The 19,603-nt window shown below is 62.2% G+C and carries 20 protein-coding genes; 13 read left to right on the forward strand and 7 right to left on the reverse strand.

Features of this window, described 5'->3' with window-relative positions; genetic code table 11:
* The first annotated feature begins 92 nt into the window (after positions 1-92).
* Positions 93-2,279, forward strand: a complete 2,187-nt coding sequence (gene katG, locus BN1121_RS11070) for a catalase/peroxidase HPI (protein WP_005347844.1) — start codon at positions 93-95, stop codon at positions 2,277-2,279.
* Between the two features lie 427 nt (positions 2,280-2,706).
* A complete protein-coding gene (locus tag BN1121_RS11075) occupies positions 2,707-4,680 on the forward strand; it encodes a methyl-accepting chemotaxis protein (RefSeq protein ID WP_005347845.1) in 1,974 nt (657 codons plus the stop codon).
* A 32-nt stretch (positions 4,681-4,712) separates the two neighbouring features.
* Here the strand turns inward: BN1121_RS11075 and BN1121_RS11080 are convergent, their stop codons facing one another.
* Complete coding sequence (locus BN1121_RS11080) at positions 4,713-5,717, reverse strand: sterol desaturase family protein (protein ID WP_005347847.1); 1,005 nt, start codon at positions 5,715-5,717, stop codon at positions 4,713-4,715.
* A 157-nt stretch (positions 5,718-5,874) separates the two neighbouring features.
* Between BN1121_RS11080 and BN1121_RS11085 the strand changes: the two genes are divergently transcribed.
* The 9 genes from BN1121_RS11085 to BN1121_RS11125 all read left to right on the forward strand — a co-directional run bounded on the left by BN1121_RS11085 (position 5,875) and on the right by BN1121_RS11125 (position 13,086).
* Entirely contained in the window at positions 5,875-7,455 is a 1,581-nt protein-coding gene (locus BN1121_RS11085) for a CHASE4 domain-containing protein (protein ID WP_043597883.1), read from the forward strand.
* Positions 7,456-7,550: 95 nt separating this feature from the next.
* On the forward strand, positions 7,551-7,808 hold the full coding sequence (locus tag BN1121_RS11090) for a BufA1 family periplasmic bufferin-type metallophore (protein ID WP_005347853.1): 258 nt from the start codon (positions 7,551-7,553) through the stop codon (positions 7,806-7,808).
* A 45-nt stretch (positions 7,809-7,853) separates the two neighbouring features.
* The gene (gene bufB, locus BN1121_RS11095) at positions 7,854-8,696 is read left to right on the forward strand and encodes an MNIO family bufferin maturase (protein ID WP_005347854.1); all 843 of its coding nucleotides are present in this window, start codon (positions 7,854-7,856) and stop codon (positions 8,694-8,696) included.
* Complete coding sequence (locus tag BN1121_RS11100; protein WP_005347856.1) at positions 8,680-9,459, forward strand: HvfC/BufC N-terminal domain-containing protein; 780 nt, start codon at positions 8,680-8,682, stop codon at positions 9,457-9,459. Before bufB ends, BN1121_RS11100 begins: the two co-directional genes overlap by 17 nt.
* On the forward strand, positions 9,443-9,901 hold the full coding sequence (locus BN1121_RS11105; RefSeq protein ID WP_082038238.1) for a DoxX family protein: 459 nt from the start codon (positions 9,443-9,445) through the stop codon (positions 9,899-9,901). Before BN1121_RS11100 ends, BN1121_RS11105 begins: the two co-directional genes overlap by 17 nt.
* An 82-nt stretch (positions 9,902-9,983) precedes the next feature.
* Positions 9,984-10,646: a DedA family protein gene (locus BN1121_RS11110; RefSeq protein ID WP_005347860.1), complete on the forward strand. Its 663-nt coding sequence runs from the start codon at positions 9,984-9,986 to the stop codon at positions 10,644-10,646.
* A gap of 183 nt (positions 10,647-10,829) precedes the next feature.
* Positions 10,830-11,471, forward strand: a complete 642-nt coding sequence (locus BN1121_RS11115; RefSeq protein ID WP_005347862.1) for a DedA family protein — start codon at positions 10,830-10,832, stop codon at positions 11,469-11,471.
* Between the two features lie 107 nt (positions 11,472-11,578).
* Entirely contained in the window at positions 11,579-12,511 is a 933-nt protein-coding gene (locus tag BN1121_RS11120) for a D-2-hydroxyacid dehydrogenase family protein (protein ID WP_005347864.1), read from the forward strand.
* Positions 12,508-13,086 carry an O-methyltransferase gene (locus BN1121_RS11125; RefSeq protein WP_005347866.1) on the forward strand — a complete coding sequence of 193 codons (579 nt, stop codon included), beginning with the start codon at positions 12,508-12,510 and terminating at the stop codon, positions 13,084-13,086. The genes BN1121_RS11120 and BN1121_RS11125 overlap by 4 nt, the downstream gene beginning before the upstream one ends.
* On the opposite strand, the gene BN1121_RS11130 is transcribed toward BN1121_RS11125, so the two are convergent.
* The 6 genes from BN1121_RS11130 to BN1121_RS11155 all read right to left on the reverse strand — a co-directional run bounded on the left by BN1121_RS11130 (position 13,083) and on the right by BN1121_RS11155 (position 17,159).
* The gene (locus tag BN1121_RS11130; RefSeq protein WP_005347868.1) at positions 13,083-14,441 is read right to left on the reverse strand and encodes an ATP-binding protein; all 1,359 of its coding nucleotides are present in this window, start codon (positions 14,439-14,441) and stop codon (positions 13,083-13,085) included. The two genes, BN1121_RS11125 and BN1121_RS11130, sit on opposite strands and share 4 nt — an antisense overlap.
* Positions 14,432-15,106, reverse strand: a complete 675-nt coding sequence (locus tag BN1121_RS11135) for a response regulator (RefSeq protein WP_005347870.1) — start codon at positions 15,104-15,106, stop codon at positions 14,432-14,434. The genes BN1121_RS11130 and BN1121_RS11135 overlap by 10 nt, the downstream gene beginning before the upstream one ends.
* Positions 15,107-15,240: 134 nt before the next feature.
* Positions 15,241-15,765 carry a flavodoxin FldA gene (gene fldA / locus BN1121_RS11140; protein ID WP_005347871.1) on the reverse strand — a complete coding sequence of 175 codons (525 nt, stop codon included), beginning with the start codon at positions 15,763-15,765 and terminating at the stop codon, positions 15,241-15,243.
* Between the two features lie 40 nt (positions 15,766-15,805).
* Positions 15,806-16,099 carry a LexA regulated protein gene (gene ybfE / locus BN1121_RS11145; protein ID WP_005347873.1) on the reverse strand — a complete coding sequence of 98 codons (294 nt, stop codon included), beginning with the start codon at positions 16,097-16,099 and terminating at the stop codon, positions 15,806-15,808.
* A gap of 12 nt (positions 16,100-16,111) precedes the next feature.
* Positions 16,112-16,333: a DUF2788 domain-containing protein gene (locus BN1121_RS11150; RefSeq protein WP_005347875.1), complete on the reverse strand. Its 222-nt coding sequence runs from the start codon at positions 16,331-16,333 to the stop codon at positions 16,112-16,114.
* A 55-nt stretch (positions 16,334-16,388) separates the two neighbouring features.
* On the reverse strand, positions 16,389-17,159 hold the full coding sequence (locus BN1121_RS11155; protein WP_005347876.1) for an alpha/beta fold hydrolase: 771 nt from the start codon (positions 17,157-17,159) through the stop codon (positions 16,389-16,391).
* 259 nt (positions 17,160-17,418) lie between these two features.
* Between BN1121_RS11155 and seqA the strand changes: the two genes are divergently transcribed.
* Together seqA and pgm are read left to right on the forward strand one after the other, a co-directional pair.
* Positions 17,419-17,925, forward strand: coding sequence for a replication initiation negative regulator SeqA (gene seqA / locus BN1121_RS11160; protein ID WP_005347879.1), 507 nt, complete (start codon positions 17,419-17,421; stop codon positions 17,923-17,925).
* 25 nt (positions 17,926-17,950) lie between these two features.
* Entirely contained in the window at positions 17,951-19,600 is a 1,650-nt protein-coding gene (pgm, locus tag BN1121_RS11165) for a phosphoglucomutase (alpha-D-glucose-1,6-bisphosphate-dependent) (protein ID WP_005347881.1), read from the forward strand.
* The last annotated feature ends 3 nt before the right edge of the window (positions 19,601-19,603 follow it).

Below are 19,603 nucleotides of genomic sequence, written 5' to 3' on the forward strand. Positions count from 1 at the left end.
TCAATGTTCAATGCATTTTAGCGGGCGTAGGCTAGTCTCATCAGCGAAGCGAAGGGTTTCGCCGTCAGTATGACCACACGAGGATCTGATAGATGGACAAACACGCCAGCGGGGCCGGTCAATGCCCCATCGCCCACGGTGCCGCCACTTCCGCCGGCCAGGAGCCTCAAGTTTGGTGGCCCAATGCCCTCAACCTCGACATCCTGCACCAACATGACCGCAAGACCAATCCGATGGATGAGTCTTTCAATTATGCTGATGCCTTCAGCAGCCTCGATTACGATGCCCTCAAGGCCGACCTCCATGCCCTGATGACCGACAGCCAGCCCTGGTGGCCGGCCGACTGGGGGCACTACGGCGGCCTGATGATCCGCATGGCCTGGCACTCCGCAGGCAGCTATCGCGCCACCGACGGCCGTGGCGGTGCCAACACCGGCAACCAGCGCTTCGCCCCCCTCAACAGCTGGCCAGACAACGGCAACCTCGACAAGGCGCGCCGCCTGCTGTGGCCCATCAAACAGAAATACGGCAACAAGATCTCCTGGGCCGACCTGATGATCCTGGCGGGCAACGTCGCTTATGAATCCATGGGGCTCAAGACCTTTGGTTTTGCCGGTGGCCGCGAGGACATCTGGCATCCGGAAAAAGATGTCTACTGGGGCTCCGAGAAGGAGTGGCTGGCGCCGAGCGGCAGCGAAGGGAGCCGTTACAGTGGTGAACGGGATCTGGAGAACCCGCTGGCCGCGGTGATGATGGGGCTTATTTACGTCAACCCGGAAGGGGTGGATGGCAACCCTGATCCCCTGAAAACCGCCCACGACATGCGCGTCACCTTTGCCCGCATGGGGATGAATGACGAAGAGACCGTCGCCCTCACCGCAGGTGGCCACACCGTCGGCAAGGCCCACGGCAACGGCAGCGCTGCCAAATTGGGGCCGGCCCCGGAGGGCGCCGAGCTGCACGAGCAGGGGCTTGGCTGGATCAACCACGAGAGCCGCGGTATCGGCCGCGACACGGTCACCAGCGGGATCGAGGGCGCCTGGACCAGCAACCCGACTCGCTGGGACAACGGCTACTTCAAGATGTTGCTGGGCCATGACTGGTGGCTCAAGAAGAGCCCGGCCGGTGCCTGGCAGTGGGAGCCCATTGCCATCAAGGAGGAAGATCGCCCGGTGGACGTGGAAGACCCCTCCCTGCGCTGCAACCCCATCATGACGGACGCAGACATGGCACTGCGCTTTGACCCCGTCTACCGGGAGATCTCCGAGCGCTTCGCAGCGGATCAAGACCTCTTCTCCGACGCCTTTGCCCGCGCCTGGTTCAAGCTGACCCACCGCGACATGGGGCCGCGCAGCCGCTACCTGGGGCCGGAGGTACCGAGCGAAGTCATGGTGTGGCAGGATCCGGTGCCGGTGGTGAATTACCAGCTCTCCGAGCAGGAGGTGAGCGAGCTCAAGGGCAAACTGCTGGCCTGTGGCGTGGCGCCAGCCGATTTGATCGCCACCGCCTGGGACAGTGCCCGCACCTTCCGCGGCTCCGATTATCGCGGTGGGGCCAACGGTGCTCGTATCCGCCTTGCGCCGATGAAGGAGTGGGAAGGCAACGAGCCCGCTCGCCTCGAGAAGGTGCTCAACGCCCTGACTGCCCTGCAGGCCACCCTGAACAAGCCGGTCAGCATCGCCGACCTGATTGTGCTGGGCGGCAGCGCAGCGGTAGAGCAGGCGGCCAAGCTGGCCGGCGTTGATATCGTCGTTCCCTTTGCGCCGGGTCGCGGCGATGCCGGCGCCGAGCAGACCGATGCCGAGTCGTTCGCCTTCCTGGAGTCGGTGCACGATGGTTTTCGCAACTGGCAGAAGGGGCACTACCAGGTGCAGCCGGAAGAGATGCTGCTCGACCGTGCCCAGTTGCTGGGGCTCACCGCCCGCGAGATGACAGTGCTGGTCGGCGGTATGCGGGTGCTTGGCACCAACCACGGCGGCTCGGCCCACGGCGTCTTTACCGACCGGGTCGGGGTGCTCAGCAACGACTTCTTCGTCAACCTGACCGACATGGCCTATAGCTGGCAGCCAACTGGCCGCAACAGCTACCAGATCGTGGATCGTCAGAGCGGCGCAGTGAAGTGGACCGCCACCCGGGTTGACCTGGTGTTTGGCTCCAATTCGGTGCTGCGTGCCTACGCCGAGGTCTATGCCCAGCAAGACGGCAAGGAGAAGCTGGTGCGCGACTTCGTCAAGGCCTGGGTCAAGGTGATGAACAACGACCGTTTCGACCTGAAATAATCCGCCAGGTCCGTAGAGAGAACGCCAGCGCTCATGCTGGCGTTTTTTTATGTGTTAGGCTCAGTTGCCGCCACTCTGCATTGACGGCAATGTTTGCCGCTTGCCGGCCACAGGTTGCACCGCCGAACGGTTTGAAAGAAGCGAACTCGGCCCGGAGGGGCCTTCGCGAAGGGACTGATAAATTGGCCCATTTTTTGCTGAAACAGGGTGGGTCCGTCAGAGACCCGGCGTCGGCCAACGATGCACAATGCTCAGGAGAATGATGACAGTGGTCATCAGAGGAGAAGGTCACCGGCCTCTCTCCCCGGATACCGGCCTTCGGGCCGGTATTTCTTTATCTGCTTAAACCATGAAGTCGCTCATGCCGAAAATGGATCCGCTCGCCTACGCTGATAGCTGACAGTTTGCTAAGTCGATGAGGTGAGTGATGAAAAAGCTTGGGCTGACCGGCAAGATGCTGCTGATCGTCTGTCTTCCACTCCTGGCGCTGCTCTTCTTCTCGGGCCGCTTCGTGCTGGATCGTTATCATAGTGGCGTCCGGACTGGAGAGGCCTTGGCGCAGCTGACCGTGGTGCAGGAGACGGCGCAACTGGCCCATGAGCTGCAAAAAGAGCGCGGCATGTCGGCGGGTTTTGTGGGCTCGAAGGGGAGTAAGTTCGTTCAGACGTTGCCAGAGCAGCGTGCCCGGGTCGATGCCCTGCTGGGCCGCTTTTCCAGCGAGCCTGCGCTGCAAGCCTTGAGCGATGTTCAGCAATCCCTGCGAGGATTGGCGGCGATGCGTGATCGCGTCTCGTCCCTCTCGGTAGAGGTTGGGGACTTGGTCTCTTTTTATAGCGGTCTGATTGGCCATCTGCTCGCCGCCGTCGATGGGGTCAGTCAGCGCAGCGAAGATGCGGATCTTGCGTTGCAGACCAGCGCCTACGCGGCCTTCTTGCAGAGCAAAGAGCGTCTGGGGCTGGAGCGGGCCACCTTAAGCAATGTCTTCGCCAGCGATGCCTTCACGCCTGTGCTGTTGCAGAAATTTATCGCGCTGCTGTCGGCGCAACAGACCTATCTGGAGCGGTTTGATGCCCTGGCTACCGAGGCCCAGCGGGACTTGTTCGCCAAGGCGCTGCAAAGCCCTGTGGTCGGTAAGGTGGCCGAGCTGGAGCAACTGGCCCTCTCCAAGGCCAATGAAGGCCACTTTGGTGTCGATCCCGAGCAGTGGTTTGCCCTGATCACCGACAAGATCAACTTGTTCAAACAGGCCGAGGACAGCCTCTACGGGGAGCTCCATCAGGGGGTTGCGCGCCTTTATGAAACCACATGGCAGCAGTTCTGGTGGGCGGCCGGCGCCGTGCTCCTCTGTCTGCTGGTGACCATAGCCGTGAGCTGGAAGATAGTCACCGACTTGCATCAGGGCTTTACCCGCTTGCACCGCACCTTCCGGTCTCTGGTGCAGAACAACGACCTGAGCGTGCGGGTTAACTGGCAGTCGGAAGATGAGCTGGGGGCTCTGGCCAGGGATCTCAACCATTTCCTCGAGCATCTGGAGGGACTGATGGTCGAGGTCCGTCGCTCCTGCCATGTGCTGACGCGCAGCGCCGCCGATTCGGCGCGGGTGATAGCCCAGGTTAATGAGGGGGTGGCGCGCGGATTTGGGCAGGTCGATCTGGTGGCCACGGCGGCCACCGAGATGGCGAGCACGGTGAGCGAGATTGCACGCAATGCCACCGAGACCTCTCAGGCGACTCAGCAGGCGATCGGGCGTGCCCGTCAGGGGGATGAGGAGGTTGACCAGACCATAGCCGCCATTCAGCAGGTCTCCTCGACCCTGGCCGAGACCCAGTCTCTGGTCGATAGCCTCAATGCCGAGACCGAGTCGGTGGCCGCCGCCCTGGACCTTATCAAACAGATCTCCGATCGCACCAATCTGCTGGCCCTCAATGCGGCCATCGAGGCGGCGCGGGCCGGAGAGTCGGGCCGCGGTTTTGCCGTGGTGGCCGAAGAGGTGCGGGCATTGGCGGCGCGCACCCAGCACTCGGCCGATGAGATTGAGCAAATGTTGTCGAGGCTGCGCAGCGGCGCCCGTCAGGCCGTGGTGGCCATGCACTCGGGGAGTGAGCAGGCCGAGCGCTGCGTCTATGAGGCCAAGCGAGCCGGCGGCGAGCTCTCGGAGATTGTCAGCGAGGTGCGCCGGGTCAGCGACATGACGGCTCAGGTGGCCACGGCGACCGAAGAGCAGCGTTATGTCACCGACGACATCCAGAACAACGTGCTGGGGATAAGGGAATTGTATGAGGCCCATCGGCTGCACTCAGAGACGCTGGAGCGCAGCAGTGTAGAGCTCGATGCCCTGGCCCGGGAGTTGTCTAATCGTCTCGAGCGTTTTCGTATGCGCGACGAGATGACGCCCCATTAAGACGCGGCGCCATCGCCGGTGCGATGGCCTGGTCAGTTGCCGTTATTGTGGCGCAGTGGGCTCACGAGAGCACGGAGCAGCTTGCCGGCCGTGACCCAGAAGGGACGAAGGATCAGGTTGTGGATCCGCATGTAGCGTTCGTTGTCTTTGGGTCCAACCCCGAACTCCAGTTGCTCCGGTACCTGTGTCGTGACATAGAGGGTGCCAAACATCCAGTCCCACAGTGAGAGATTGGTGCCAAAGTTGCGGTTAAAGTGCTTGGGATCCCGGCTGTGGTGGATCTGGTGCTGGGCCGGGCTATTGAGGATGTGCTCGATGCGAGGGCCGAACGAGAGCCAGATATGGGTATGGCGCAGGTTGGCCGCCAGCGAGTTGAAGATGAGCACCATATAGCTCACCCCAAACAGGGTGTATTTATCCACTTCGCCGCCGCAGAGCCAGTAAACGATGCCGCCATAGAGGGCGAGCAGGGTGCCCTTGACGATCATCTCGCTCAGCTTCTCCATCACGTGGATGCGGCTGGCGGTTGGGGGCACCATGACGGTGGCACTGTGGTGTACCTTGTGAAACTCCCACAGCCAGCGACCATGAAAGGCGCGATGCAGCCAGTAGTGGGCAAAGTCGCTCACCACGAAGGCGCCCAGGCCGTAGAGTGCCATGATCGCCATGTTTTCCCCTACACGCGGGCGAGCCCCCCAGAGCCGTTCGAGCAATGCCTGTACGTCGGCGCTTTTCAGCAGCACAGGATCGAGCCAGCCCAGAATGGGCAGGATAAAGAGCAGGTGAAGTAGGGCGCGAACGAAATAGTACTGGTAATCAACCAGCGCCGAGCGGTGCAGCCAGATGCGCCGCCCCCCCAGAAAGGCGCCGAAGCTCTTGGCCTGGCTATACCCCTTACGGGTCTGATGGCGATAGAGCAGAAAGGCGACCAGCAGCGAGATGGTCAGGAAGGGGAGGCCGAGACGGCCATTAAAATCGAGTAGCCCCGCGGCTTTTTGCCAGAGAGGGGAGAAAACAAGCTGCGTCAGGCTATCCATATTGGGGTCCGGTACTGCACTGGGACGCCATTTTAAATACTAATGGAAATCACTTCCAGACACCCCTTATGCCCTGTAAGCGATGAGTGCCAGGCGAGGCGCGCAGTGCTATGGTGGTGTTTTAGACTCAAGGTGCCACCCTGTGCCGGAGCTCACCATGAAAATTAGCCGCCGAATCACCCTCTCCATTCTGCTGGTGCTGTTGCTACTGCTCACCTCCGGCTACCTCGGACTGCATCTGCTGGTCGAGGGGCGTTTCGCCGAGCTCGAGCACGGGGCCATCGAGCGCAATCAGAACCGTGTGGAGCAGGCCATGGGGGGGGAGGTGGGTAATCTGCTGAGGTTGGCGCGCGACTGGGCCGAGTGGGACGACACCTATGACTATATGGAGACCCGGGATCCCCGCTATCTGGCCTCCAACATCAATGCTCGCACCTTTGAAACCCTGGGGTTTGATCACATCGCCCTGTTCGATGGGACCCGCCGTCCACAATTTGCCGAGCGTTACGAGAAAGGCCAAACCCTCGCCATGACGCCCGAGCAACTGGCCGGTCTGGAGAGCCTGCTGGCTCGTCAGGCCGCCGGGCGGGAGTTTTCCGGTCTCTGGCTGGATGGCAATGAGCGTTTGTTGATAGCGGGCTCCCCCATCCTTACCAGCGAGGGGGAGGGGCCTGGCCGAGGCATGCTGCTGATGGCCAGGCACCTGGATGAGCCCTTTCTTGCGCAGCTGCGAAAGCGTCTCTCCCTCACCTTTACCTTACCCGATGAGCAGACGCTGACCGAGGCGCTTGGCGAGGAGCAACGGCGCAATCTCGCGCTGGGTGAGCGCGTGCTCAAGGTGGACGAGCAGGAGATCACCTCTTTTGGGTCTTTCGAGACCCTGGATGGGACAGTGATCCCGTTTGCCGTGACCCAGGGCCGAATGTGGCGGGAAGAGGGGCGCGAGATCGCCGACCGCCTTATCCTCTGGTCGGGCGGTGCTGTGGTGCTGTTTGGCGCCTTGGTGCTGCTCATCCTCAACCAGGGCATCACGGCCAGACTCGAGCGACTCGCCGCTAACCTGCGCCTCATCAACCATGAGGGCGCGGTGCGCCGGGTGCTGGTGGAGGGACAGGATGAACTGGCCCAGGTGGCGCTCGATTGTAACCGGATGCTCGATACCCTGGAGCAGCTGCGTGAAGAGCAGCTCATGGCTCAACGGCGTCTGCGTGGGCAGCTCGATGCCCTGCTTGCCCTGGCGAGCAGCGATGCCCTGACCCGAGAAGATGTCAGGCGCGCCGCCGGCGCGGTGACGCGCGCCATCTGTGAGGGGACTGGGGCGGTGCGTGCCAGCCTCTGGTTTTGCACCGAGGGAGAGGCGCGGCTCTATTGCCAAGATCTCTATCTCGCCCCCAAGCAGGAGCACCAGCAGGGCTTTTCCATGCCCATGGCGATGTTGCAGGGGCGCTATGAGCAGTCCCGTCAGGGGGATGAACCCTGTCTGGTACTCAGTGACCCCTATGATCTCTCCCGCTTCAGCGCCATGTTGACCCAGCTTGGTCTCACCCCCTTCGCGGGTCGTGTCCTGATGGCGCCCCTGCACCATGAGGGGGAGCTGCTTGGCTTCATCATCGCCGAGCATGAGCGCCCCCAGCAGGCCTGGCAGGCCGATGAGCTGACGTTTGTGCTCTGTGTGAGCGACTTCTCAACACAGACCCTATTGACGCTGAGTAAACTCACCCGCCTCAACGGACATTAAAAAAGTACAGAAAAGGTGAAAGCGATTTGCCGTGATCCCGGTTTTATCTGTGAGCGTGTCATGAGGGCACGTCACACTAAAAAAGGAAACAGATCATGAGCAAATCAATCGCTATCGCCTCCGTCGTGACCGGCCTGTTGACACTGGGTGCCCAGATGGCCGCCGCTCCTGCCTTCGCCGCAGAAGAGAAAGAGAAGTGCTATGGCGTGGCCAAGGCGGGTAAGAACGACTGTGCCACCAAGTCCAGCTCCTGTGCCGGCACCGTCAAGGACGATGCCATGAAGGATGCCTTCGTCGTCGTGCCCAAGGGGCTCTGTGAGAAGCTGGCAGGCGGTAGCCTCAAGCCCATGTAAGTGGGGGCAGGGGGCAAGCGCCCCCTGCCGTCTCAGGAGCGACAGATGAACAGCGCGTTTCACCCTCTGGTCGGCATTGGCTGGCGTCCCCCCCACTATCAGGCTCTGCTCACCGAGCGCCCTCCCTTGGGATGGATCGAGGTGCACAGCGAAAATTACTTCAATCCTCATGGCGAGGCCCGGGCGTGGTTGCGTCAGGCGGCCTGCCACTATCCGATCAGTCTGCATGGGGTCGGCATGTCGCTCGGGTCGGCCGATCCCCTCGACGGCCAGCATCTGCGGCAGCTAAGGCAGTTGGTTGACGAGATGAAACCGATCCGGCTCTCCGAGCATCTGAGCTGGAGCTCGGTGGATGGCCGTTTCTTCAACGATCTGCTGCCCATGCCCTATACCCGGGCGGCGCTGGCTCACTTTGCGGACAAGGTGAGTGCGGTGCAAGACGCCCTGGGGCGTCGCCTGCTGATTGAAAATCCCTCCTCTTATCTCATGTTTGCCGCCGCAGAGCTGACCGAATGGGAGTTTTTGGCCCGCTTGCAGCGACAGACGGACTGTGGGCTCTTGCTCGATCTCAACAATCTCTATGTGAGTGCCCACAACCACGGCTTCGATCCCGAGGTCTATCTGGCGGCGCTCGACCCAGGCTCCGTCGAGGAGATCCACCTGGCCGGTTATAGCGAAAAGCCCTTGCCCGGGGGGAGCATCTACATCGATACCCACAGTGCTCCCGTGGTCGACGGGGTCTGGCAGCTCTACCGGCAATGGGTGGCTCATCACCCGGTGTTGACCCTGATCGAATGGGATCTCGATATTCCGCCCCTCGAGGTGTTGCTGGCGGAAGCCGGTAAGGCGGCAACCATACTGGAGGCCTGCCATGAGCGCGCTGCATGAGTGGCAGCGAGGGGTGGCGAGCGCCCTGCTGGGGGAGGGGGATGAGGTGGCCGTGACCCTTCGCCAGGGCGCCATACCCGCCGAGGCCCTGCTGCAGATCTACCGCAACCATTTCATTCTGAGTCTGTGTGATGCGCTGGCGGCAACCTATCCGGCGGTGGCGGCCATGGTCGGGGAGGAGTACTTCGCCGCCGCCGCTCGCGGTTTTGTGTTGGCAACCCCCCTGGCTCAGGGGGCGCTGCAAGATTACGGCGAGGGATTTGACGGTTGGCTGGCGAGCCTGCCGACGGCGGCTCATCTTCCCTGGCTTGTCGAGTTGGCCCGCTTCGAGTGGATGCGTGAGCGCTGTGCCCTGCGTCCCTATGACGACCGGGTCTTCGTGCCCGATCAGTTGGCGGGTCTGGATCCCGCTCTCATGGGCAGGGTGCGCCTGTTACTACCCCATGATCTCTGCCTGTTTAGGGCCGAGACGCCGGTCGAGGCGCTTTGGGCGATGGCACTGGGGCAGGGACAAGCCCCCAATGACCTCGCTCAGCCCTGTTGGTTGGCCCTGCGTAAGGGAAGGGATCACCGGGTGATGGGCGTCAGCCTTACCCAGGCGCAGTGGCAGTTATTGGCGCAGATCCAGGCCGGAGCCACCCTGGATCACCTGGCCGAAGGGCAGACCCATCTGCTCGCAACCCTGGCCACCCTGCTACCGCACCGGTTGATCGTGGGGTGGCAAGCGAATGATAAGGAGTGTTTGGATGATATCCCTGTTTGAACGGGCCTCGCAGTGGCAGGCGCGCCTGCCCTCTCACGCCCTCGATCTGCTCTTGCTGCTGGCCCGTGTCACGGTTGCCATGGCGTTCTTGCGGGCCGGGCTCCTGAAGATAGAGAGCTGGGACAGCACCCTCTACCTGTTCGAGTTCGAATATCGGGTTCCCCTGCTGCCATGGCAGTGGGCCGCCTGGATTGGTACCGCTACCGAGTTACTGCTGCCTCCCTTATTGCTGTTGGGGCTGATGACCCGCCCGGTGGCGGCGCTGCTGTTTGGCTTCAATGCCATGGCGGTGCTCTCCTATCCCGTCTTGTGGGAGCAGGGGTTTTACGATCACCGGTTGTGGGGATGGCAGCTGCTGACCCTGGTGGTGCTGGGGGGGGGCCGCTGGTCGTGTGAGCGATGGCTGCGGCGCGGCAAGGGACGCGTGCCGCCGGGTCATTAATGGTTTATTCAGTTGCCTTACCCTATAAGGGAGCCCGGGAGCTGGGCTCCCTTCATCTTTTCCCCACTCGGAGTCGCAGTAGATGCAGGAGATGCTGGTCGCCATCTGGCAGCAGGATTACGAACAACTGAGCCACCTTGGTGCCGTCGGCCTGCTGGTCACCTGCCTGGTGGCCATCCTCTTTCTGGAGTCGAGCTTCGTCTTTCTGCCCCTGCCGGGTGACAGCCTGGTGCTGCTGGCCGGTGGGTTGGTGGGGCTGGGCGTGCTCGGCCCCGAGGTGACGCTGCTCTACCTGCCGCTGGCGGCGGGTCTGGGGAGCATGGTGGCCTATTGGCAGGGCCATGCCTTGGCCGGTACTCGCTTCATGCACCACATCGAGCGGCTGATCCCGGAAGGGAGTGTGGAGCGGGCCGGGCATTTGCTTCGCCGCTACGGCTTCCTGGCCATGTTTATCTCCCGCTTCATCCCGTTCGTGCGAGTGCTTACTCCCATGTTGATGGGGGTGTCTCGGCTGCACCTGCCGAGGGTTGCCCTGGTCAGCTTCGCCAGTGCATTTCTCTGGAGTCTTGCGCTCAGCCTCATCAGCAAGGGGATGATGCAGGTGCCGCTGCTGGCCGAGTACCACCATCTCTTCGCCAAGTGCCTGCTGGTCACCTCCCTGCTGCTCTTCATGCTGGCCATCATCACCATCGGCTTGCGTCTCTATCGACGCCGTCAGGCAGCACGTCTCGGATCCGGCGAGTAGAATCGGGTCGAAATTGGAGCATCCTCACGTCCTGCAGCAAATTTGGTCTCTTATGGGGCTGTTCATGGCAGGCTTGGCGCGGTAGGCTTCTGTGACCGTGTTTTGGAGTGGCCCCGGCCGCCCCCTCCTCTCGTCGACGCTGTGGTCGACGGGAGCCTGTATTACGAGGAGCGTGAGCACATCATGCATGATTTGCTGCTGGCCATCTGGCATCAGGATTACAACCATCTGATCCATATGCAGGCCATGGGACCCCTTATCGCCTGCCTGATGGTGATCCTCTTTCTCGAATCGAGCTTCGTCTTTCTCCCCTTGCCGGGAGACAGCCTGGTGTTGCTGGCGGGCGGGCTCACCGGCCTCGGCGTCATGGGGCCCGAAGTGGCACTGGTCTACATGCCCGTGGCTGCCGGGCTGGGCAGTCTCATCGCCTATTGGCAGGGGCATGCCCTGCACGGCACCTCCTTCATGGGGATGATAGAGAGAGCCATCCCCGACGAGAGCCTGCCCAAGGCCTCCCGCTTGCTGAAACGTTACGGTTTCCTCGCCATGTTCTCTTCCCGCTTCATCCCCTTCGTGCGGGTCTTGACCCCCATGCTGATGGGGATGTCGCGCCTGCACCTCTCCGGGGTCATGGTCTCGAGTTTTGCCAGCGCCTTTCTCTGGAGCATGTTGCTTGGCCTCTTCGGGCGCGCCGTCATGACGATCCCCTTCTTCGCCCAGCATCAGCAGCTCCTGACCAAGAGCCTGCTGATCTGCTCTATGACCCTCTTTGTCGCCGCCATGGTGACCATCGGTCTGCGCCTCTATCGTCGCCGTTACGGTTAGCCAGGTCATGGGCTCCCAACGCGGGGCCGCCCACTCCCGCGGTGCTTGCCCAGGGGGTGGGTAAGTGGCACCCTGTCGTACTCCAATGAGTACGGAAGGGAGGCCGAATGCAGATTGCTATTCTCGATGACTACCAGCTCAGCAGTCAGACTATGGGGTTGCCCGAGCCCCACCGGTTGACACGTTTTACCCGCCCGGCACCGGATCGGCAGACCCTGATCGATCGACTCTTGCCCTTTGATGCGTTGATCCTGATCCGCGAACGCACCCGGCTCGACGCCGAGCTGCTCGCCGCCTTGCCCAATCTGAAGGTGATAAGCCAGACCGGACGCGTCAGCGGCCACATCGATCTGGCCGCCTGTGAACGGTTGGGGATTACTGTGTTGGAAGGGGGCGGCTCCCCGGTGGCGCCGGCCGAGCTCACCTGGGCGTTGATCCTGGCGGCCAGCAAGCGCCTGCAGCCCTATCACGCCTCGTTGGATCGGGGCGAGTGGCAGTGGGGAGCGGGGGCGTCGCTCGGGCGCACCCTCGCTGGCCTTACCCTCGGGATCTGGGGGTTTGGCAAGATTGGCCAGCGGGTGGCCCGGTTTGGCGAGGCCTTGGGCATGAAGGTGCTGGTGTGGGGCTCGGATTCTTCGCGTCAGGCGGCCATCGCGGCCGGTTATTCGGCTGCGCCGGACAAGGGCAGCCTGTTTGCTCGGAGCGATGTACTGAGCCTGCACCTGCGGCTGGTTGAGGCGACCCGGGGTTGTGTGACGTTCGACGAACTCGCACAGATGAAACCAGACGGCCTACTGGTCAACACCAGCCGGGCCGAGCTGATTGCACCGGGGGCGCTGGAGGCGGCACTGCGGGCGGGATGCCCCGGTGCGGCGGCCCTCGATGTCTATGAGCAGGAGCCCCTGCTCGACTCCCCCCTGTTCGCCCTGCCCAACGTGCTCTGCTCCCCGCACCTCGGTTATGTCACCGAGCAGGGGATGGCCCTCTACCTGCAAGAGGCGCTGGCTAATCTGGCCGCCTGGCTGGAGGCCAATCCATGAATCTTGAAGCCCTCAAGCGAGAGCTGGAGCTCTTTGGTGAACGCCACGACGCCGAGACGGCCCATCATGGCCAGCGCATGCTCAACATCACCCGGGACACGGGGGAATTTCTGGGGGTACTGGTACGCGCTACCGGGGCCAAGAGGGTGCTCGAGGTGGGTACCTCGAACGGCTATTCGACCCTCTGGCTGGCCGAGGCGGTGCGTGATCTGGGCGGCAAGGTGATGACCCTGGAGAGACAGGAGAGCAAGCGCATGCTGGCGCTCGCCAACGTCGAGCGGGCCGGGCTCTTGCCCTGGATTGAGCTGGTGGGGGGCGATGCAGAGGCAACGCTGGATAAGCTGTCCCCGGGGAGCATAGATCTGCTGTTTCTCGACGCCGACCGCAGCCGCTATCAGGGCTGGTGGCCGCAGCTGCAGCGCCTGCTTGCCCCGCGGGGTCTGCTGGTGGTCGATAACGCGCTCTCCCACGCCCATGAGCTGGCCGACTGGCGGGGCGAGGTCGAGGCCGATCCCCGTTTTGTCACCAGCCTGGTGCCGGTGGGAAAGGGGGAGTGGCTGGTGACGCGCCGTTAGGGGAGCGTGAGGGTAAAGCGGGCTCCACCGAGAGGGGATTCATCCACCCTGATGGTGCCACCGTAGGAGTCGACTATCTCGGCCGCGACGGCGAGGCCTATCCCTTGTCCCCCCGAGCTGTCGGCGCGTACCCCGCGCTGGAAGATCTGCTCGCACTTGCCCGGCTCGATGCCGGGTCCGTCGTCTTCGATGAGGATCAGCAGCCGCTTCTCCTTGTAGCGCAGGGTCACCTGCACCTGGGAGATGGCGAACTTGCAGGCGTTGTCGAGCAGGTTCCCCATCAGCTCCATCAGATCGCCCTGATCGCCGGCGAAGAGGGCATCGTCGTCGAAGTAAAAACGGGTCTGCAGCTTCTTGTGGCGATAGACCTTGGCCAGACTGGCGAGCAGCTTCTCGATGAGGGGAACAGGCTCGGTACCGCGTCTGGATAGCCCCTGGCGCCCGGTCACGGCACGCCGCAGCTGATACTGGATGATCTGATCCATGGTGAGGATCTGGTCATTGAGGCTGTCATTGGCCTCGCGCCCAATCCCCGCATCCTGCGCCGTGATCTGGATGAGGGCGAGCCGGGTCTTGAGGCTGTGGGCGAGATCGTTCAGGGCGTGCTGATAGCGCAGGGTCTGCTGACGCTCGTTCTCTAACAGCTGGTTGACCGATTCGGTCAGCGGCAGCAGCTCGCGCTCGTATCCGCTCGAGAGAGCCTCGCGCTTGCTCTCGCGGATCTCGTCTATCTCCTGGCGCAGGGTGGAGAGGGAGCCGAGGGTCCAGCGGGTGGTGAGTAGCAGCAGGCCAAACAGTAGCAGATAACCGGCCACCGCCTGGCGGATCCGTTTGCCGAGATAGGCGTGGGTCTCCTCCAGGTAGCGCTTGGCCGTGTCGATCATCACCACATAGTAGGTGACGGGCTGTCCCTGCTCGCTGCGCGAGAAGCGCATGCTGTAGATGAAGTAGTTCCCCTTGCTGAGCTCCAGATAGCGAAACAGGTAGTCCTTGTCCTCATTGCCGAGATAACGGGCGAGATCGCCGCAGATCTTCTCCTTGTGGGCCAGCACCTCGGGCATGAACATGTTGGCCCAGCTCATCTGGCCATCGGCGCGGCAGATCAGGGTATCCAGGGTGGGGTCGATGGCCTCCCGGTTGAGGACCAGGGCGTTCGGATCCTGGCTCTGATGCTTGAGCCCGCTCGCCGAGAGCAGGCGCGAGAGGTTCTGGTTCATCCGGGTGCTGTACTCCTGGGTCAGCTCCTCCGAATGGGTGCGATAGAGGGCGTAGACGGCCACGGCGGTGATGAGGCCGATCACCACCATGGAGCTTAACAGCAGCTTGAGGTGCAGGGAGCGGCGGATCAGCTGCATGAGAGGTTGAAGATATAGCCCTGACGACGAATGGTCGAGATCGGCTGGATCTTTCCCGCGGGATCGAGTTTCTTGCGAAGACGGCTCACCATCACCTCGATGGTGTTGGGGTCCCCCTCACCATCGCCGTAGAGCTGGTCGAGCAGCTGCTGCTTGGAGACCACCTGGCGGGCGTTGCGCATCAGGTACTCGAGGATCAGATACTCGAAGCTGGTCAGGGTCACTACCTCCCCGGCCACCTTCAGCTCCTTGCGCGACAGATCCAGCTCGTAGTCACCGGCGCACACCCGCGGCGAGATAAAGCCGGCGCTGCGGCGCACCAGGGCATTGAGACGCGCCAGCAGCTCATCTTTTTGAAACGGCTTCACCAGATAGTCGTCGGCACCGGCCTCGAGCCCCTCAACCTTGTCCTGCCAGTTACCCCGGGCGGTGAGGATGATGATGGGGAAGGGGATCTGTCGCTCGCGCAGGCGGCGGATCAGGGTCAGCCCATCCATGCCGGGCAGCCCCAGATCGACGATGCCCACATCGATGGGGTAGTTATCGGCATAGTGGAGCGCCAGTTCACCGTCGTGGGCGTTGTAGATCTGATTGCCCGCCTCGCCCAGCACAGTGGTGAGGTGGTGATTGAGCAGCTTGTCGTCTTCAACGAGAAGGATCTTCATCTTGATATCCAGCGAGTCGGTACGGGGTCTAACTTATGCAGACGGAGAGGAAGGGTCAATGCGGAGGGTATCAAACAAAGCCTGAACCGTGACTGGACGCAAACAAAAAGCCCTGCATTTGCAGGGCTTGTGGCTCACTCCAGTTCGGAGAGGCACATCTCTTCGTGCAGCTGTTTGCACCACTTCTGCACGCGCTCGGCAGTCAGTTCGGGTTGGCGATCTTCATCGATGCCCAGACCCACGAAGTGCTTGTCGTCGACCAGCGCCTTGGAGGCTTCAAACTCGTAGCCGGCGGTCGGCCAGTGACCGATGATGACGGCACCGCGCGCCTCAACCACGTCACGCAGGGTCCCCATGGCATCGAGGAAGTACTCGGCGTAGTCTTCCTGATCGCCGCAACCGAAGATGGCAACCAGCTTGTTGTTGAAGTCGATCTCTTCGAGCTCCGGGAAGAAGTCATCCCAGTCGGCCTGGGATTCGCCGTAGTACCAGGTCGGGATGCCAAAGATCAGCAGATCGAAGTTCTCGATATCTGCCTTGCTGCTCTTGGCGATGTCGTGGACCTCGATCAACTGCTTGCCCAGCTCTTTCTGGATCATCTTGGCGACAGCTTCGGTATTACCGGTATCGCTGCCAAAAAACAGACCTACACTTGCCATGTGTCTCGTTACCCGTTTGTGGTGTTAATTCTGGAATTCATCAGAAGGTTGCCTCGGGGAGGAGGGCATCCATCTGCTGCTTCAGGATAGATTGGATCAGCTCGGCACGGCTGACATTCTGGCGCTCGGCCAGCTGGTTCAGGCGTTCCAGCAGGTCGGCCTCCACCTTCAACTCGACTCGCTTTAGCCCATTCTCGCGATCGCGCTTCAGCTGGTTGCGCTTGTTGATCTTGAGCTGTGCCTCGCGGGGGAGTGGGTTGGTTTTCGGCCGGCCCGGGCGTTTTTCGTTGGCGAACAGATCCAGAGTAGTGCGATCAGCTTGCTGCTTGGCCATACAACTTCTTTTTTAGCCGATCCCTGCGCCTTCCCAGCTCAGTTCGATCAGCCCCTTGGCGACAAAACCCGCGCACCCCAGGAACAGTACCAACCAGACGATAAAGCGGCCAAACTTGGGCACATTGCCCCGTTTCAGCACGTCATGGATGGCGAGACCGATCAACAGAAACACGGCCAGAAAGAAGATCTTCAGACCGAGACTTTCAATTAAATCAATATGTTCACTCAACATGGGATGCGCACACTCCTTATGACCGGCGCACTATAGCACAAAGGCGCTCGAACTGTTAACCGCCTGTCGACAGGAAATCCACAACCAAACGGTTGAACAGGGAGGGTTTTTCCGCGTGCAGCCAGTGACCGGCCGGGCTCACCACCCTGGCCCGGGCCGCCGGGAACTGGGCCTGCACCGCCGTCTGATGGGCGCTCTGAATGTAGTCCGATTCGGAACCCTTGATGAAGAGGGTCGGCCCCTCGAAGCGAGAGTGGGGATCCGGCCAGCCCATGATGTCACCGTAGGCGGCGATGATGGCGTTCACGTTGAAGCGCCAATCCCAGCCATGCTCTCCCTTGGCAAACGACTTGAGCAAAAACTGGCGTACCCCGGCCTCCTCTACGTGGGCGGCGAGGATGGCGTCGGCTTCCCCGCGACCGGCGGGGGCGGCGGCGATCACCGCCTGCAGACCGGCGAAGACATTCTGATGGCGGGCGTGGGGATAGGCGACCGGCGCCATGTCCACCACCACCAGGCGATGGATGCGCTCGGGCGCCTGCTTGGCCACCTGCATGGCGATCTTGCCCCCCATGGAGTGACCGATGAGGGTAGCCCGGGGCAGGCCGAGTGCATCCATCAGGGCGAGGATGTCGTCGGCCATCTCGGGGTAGGTCATGCTCTCTCGATGAAACGAGGCGCCGTGGTTACGCACGTCGACGCTGATGACGTCGAATCCCTCGCTCAAGGGGCGGGCCAGCAGGCCGAGGTTGTCGAGGCTGCCGAACAGGCCGTGGATCAGGATGACCGGCTCACCGGCGCCCAGGCGTTTAAAATTAAGTAGCAAAATTACCTTCCTGCAGCAGGTTCATTGATTCGTACAGTGATGTAATACGCTGAAAGAAAACAGTTTCGATCAACTTTTAGGTAAATTGGTGTGGTAATGTTCCAACAAAATACCCCAGAGGGTGCACAGGATCACATACCGGCAGCGCCATTATGCCTTATTCTTGCCCCATTGCCGCGCACTCCCCTTCCCTTGGGCTGGCGGGGCTGCCTATGTATAATCGCCGCATCCGTTTTCCGATGAGCCCAGTGCCAACCCTATGAAAACCATCGAGCTTGATGACGATCTCTACCTCTACATCGCCAGCCAGACCCGCCATATCGGTGAGAGTGCCTCCGATATCCTGCGCCGCCTGCTTGCCCAGCCGGTTGCCAGTGGCGAGAGTAGCGTCGCGGTGACCAGAAAACCGGCCCAGGCCAGCGCCTCGGCCAGCGGTCTGCTCGCCCTGCTCGAGAGCGGCGAACTGGCCCAGGAGGAGCGATCCATCCAGCGTTTCATGTTGGTACTGGCCAGCCTGTACGGGGAGAACCCGGACGCCTTTACCCAGGCCGCTGAGATCAAGGGGCGCAAGCGCATGTACTTCTCCCGCGATCCCGAGGCCCTGCGCGCGAGCGGCAGCACCACCAAGCCCAAGCCGGTACCCGGTACCCCCTTCTGGGTGATTACCAATACCAATACCAGTCGCAAGCAGAACATCATTGCCCAGCTGATGAGCAGCATGGGGTATGACGAGGCGCTGACGACCCGGGTATGTGCCGCCATCTGATTCATCGTTAGCAAGGAAAGACGACATGGCCCTCCATCCTCACGCCGGTCAGCCGGCTCGCGCCGAAGACCTGACCAACATTCCCCGTCTGGTCAGCGCCTATTACCTCAACAAACCGGACATGAGCCGCCCAGAGCAGCGGGTTGCCTTCGGAACCTCTGGCCACCGGGGTAGCAGCCTGGACGGCGCTTTCACCGAAGCCCATATCCTGGCGGTGACCCAGGCGCTGGTGGAGTATCGCCAGCAGGCCGGTATTCGCGGCCCTCTGTTTGTGGGCATGGATACCCACGCCCTCTCCGAGGCGGCCCTGGCGAGCGCCGTCGAGGTGTTGGTGGCCAACGGCGTCGAGGTGCGCATTCAGGCCGGTCTTGGCTACACCCCGACCCCGGTCATCTCCCATGCCATCCTCGCCTATAACGGGGCGGGGCACGCCGAGCAGGCGGACGGTGTGGTGATCACCCCGTCCCATAACCCGCCGCGCGATGGTGGCTTCAAGTACAACCCGCCCCACGGCGGTCCGGCCGAGGGAGAGATCACGGCCTGGGTCGAGGCTCGCGCCAATGCCATTCTCGAGGCGGGGCTGGTGGACGTGAAGCGGGTGCCGTTTGCACAGGCGCTGACCCTGGCCAACGTGGTCGAGCACGACTATGTGACCCCCTATGTGGACGATCTCGAGCAGGTCATCGATGTGGCGGCCATCAAGCGGGCCGGCATCAAGATAGGCGTCGACCCGCTCGGCGGCTCGGGCGTGGCCTACTGGGACGTGATCGCCAAGCGCTATGACCTGGATATCGAGGTCGTCAACTACCGGGTCGACCCCACCTTCTCCTTCATGACTCTGGACAAGGACGGCAAGATCCGGATGGATTGCTCCAGTCCCTACGCCATGGCCAGCCTGATTGCGCTCAAAGACAAGTTCGACATCGCCCTGGGTAACGACCCGGATTACGACCGTCACGGCATCGTCACCAAGGCCGGGTTGATGAACCCGAACCACTATCTGGCGGTGGCGATCCACTATCTCTTCACCCACCGTACCGGCTGGCCAGAGGCCGCCGCCGTGGGCAAGACGCTGGTCTCTTCGTCCATGATCGATCGGGTCGCCGCCGACATCGGCCGCACCCTCAAAGAGGTGCCGGTCGGCTTCAAGTGGTTCGTCGACGGCCTCTTTAGCGGCGAGTTTGGCTTTGGCGGCGAGGAGAGCGCCGGCGCCTCCTTCCTGCGTAAAGACGGCCGCGTCTGGACCACCGACAAGGATGGCTTCATTCTGGCGCTGCTGGCTGCCGAGATCCTGGCCGTCACCGGCAAGGATCCCCAGGCGCACTACGACGCCCTGGAGGCTCGCTTCGGCCGCTCCAGCTACCGCCGCATCGATGCGCCGGCCAACACGGCGCAGAAGGCGGTGCTCTCCAAGCTCGATCCGAGCCTGGTCGAGGCCTCCAGCCTCGCCGGCGAACCAATCCTGGCCAAGCTGACCGCGGCCCCCGGCAACGGGGCGGCCATCGGTGGCCTCAAGGTGGTGACCGAGAACGGCTGGTTCGCGGCGCGTCCCTCTGGCACCGAGTCCATCTACAAGATCTACATGGAAAGCTTCCGCGGTGAGGCGCACCTGGATCTGATCCAGAAAGAGGCTCAGGAGATCGTCTCCGCCGCCCTGGCCAAGGCCGGGGTCTGAGTT

The organism is Aeromonas diversa CDC 2478-85 (assembly GCF_000819805.1).
Taxonomy (GTDB): Bacteria; Pseudomonadota; Gammaproteobacteria; order Enterobacterales; family Aeromonadaceae; genus Aeromonas; species Aeromonas diversa.

Coding starts and splice junctions, on each gene's coding strand:
- pgm (WP_005347881.1), top strand. CDS start 17,951: ATGGCCCTCCATCCTCACGCCGGTCAGCCGGCTCGCGCCGAAGACCTG.
- BN1121_RS11110 (WP_005347860.1), top strand. CDS start 9,984: ATGCAGGAGATGCTGGTCGCCATCTGGCAGCAGGATTACGAACAACTG.
- bufB (WP_005347854.1), top strand. CDS start 7,854: ATGAACAGCGCGTTTCACCCTCTGGTCGGCATTGGCTGGCGTCCCCCC.
- katG (WP_005347844.1), top strand. CDS start 93: ATGGACAAACACGCCAGCGGGGCCGGTCAATGCCCCATCGCCCACGGT.
- BN1121_RS11150 (WP_005347875.1), bottom strand. CDS start 16,333: ATGTTGAGTGAACATATTGATTTAATTGAAAGTCTCGGTCTGAAGATC.
- BN1121_RS11090 (WP_005347853.1), top strand. CDS start 7,551: ATGAGCAAATCAATCGCTATCGCCTCCGTCGTGACCGGCCTGTTGACA.
- seqA (WP_005347879.1), top strand. CDS start 17,419: ATGAAAACCATCGAGCTTGATGACGATCTCTACCTCTACATCGCCAGC.
- BN1121_RS11100 (WP_005347856.1), top strand. CDS start 8,680: ATGAGCGCGCTGCATGAGTGGCAGCGAGGGGTGGCGAGCGCCCTGCTG.
- BN1121_RS11080 (WP_005347847.1), bottom strand. CDS start 5,717: ATGGATAGCCTGACGCAGCTTGTTTTCTCCCCTCTCTGGCAAAAAGCC.
- BN1121_RS11115 (WP_005347862.1), top strand. CDS start 10,830: ATGCATGATTTGCTGCTGGCCATCTGGCATCAGGATTACAACCATCTG.
- BN1121_RS11075 (WP_005347845.1), top strand. CDS start 2,707: ATGAAAAAGCTTGGGCTGACCGGCAAGATGCTGCTGATCGTCTGTCTT.
- BN1121_RS11085 (WP_043597883.1), top strand. CDS start 5,875: ATGAAAATTAGCCGCCGAATCACCCTCTCCATTCTGCTGGTGCTGTTG.
- BN1121_RS11125 (WP_005347866.1), top strand. CDS start 12,508: ATGAATCTTGAAGCCCTCAAGCGAGAGCTGGAGCTCTTTGGTGAACGC.
- BN1121_RS11135 (WP_005347870.1), bottom strand. CDS start 15,106: ATGAAGATCCTTCTCGTTGAAGACGACAAGCTGCTCAATCACCACCTC.
- BN1121_RS11120 (WP_005347864.1), top strand. CDS start 11,579: ATGCAGATTGCTATTCTCGATGACTACCAGCTCAGCAGTCAGACTATG.
- BN1121_RS11130 (WP_005347868.1), bottom strand. CDS start 14,441: ATGCAGCTGATCCGCCGCTCCCTGCACCTCAAGCTGCTGTTAAGCTCC.
- BN1121_RS11105 (WP_082038238.1), top strand. CDS start 9,443: ATGATATCCCTGTTTGAACGGGCCTCGCAGTGGCAGGCGCGCCTGCCC.
- fldA (WP_005347871.1), bottom strand. CDS start 15,765: ATGGCAAGTGTAGGTCTGTTTTTTGGCAGCGATACCGGTAATACCGAA.
- ybfE (WP_005347873.1), bottom strand. CDS start 16,099: ATGGCCAAGCAGCAAGCTGATCGCACTACTCTGGATCTGTTCGCCAAC.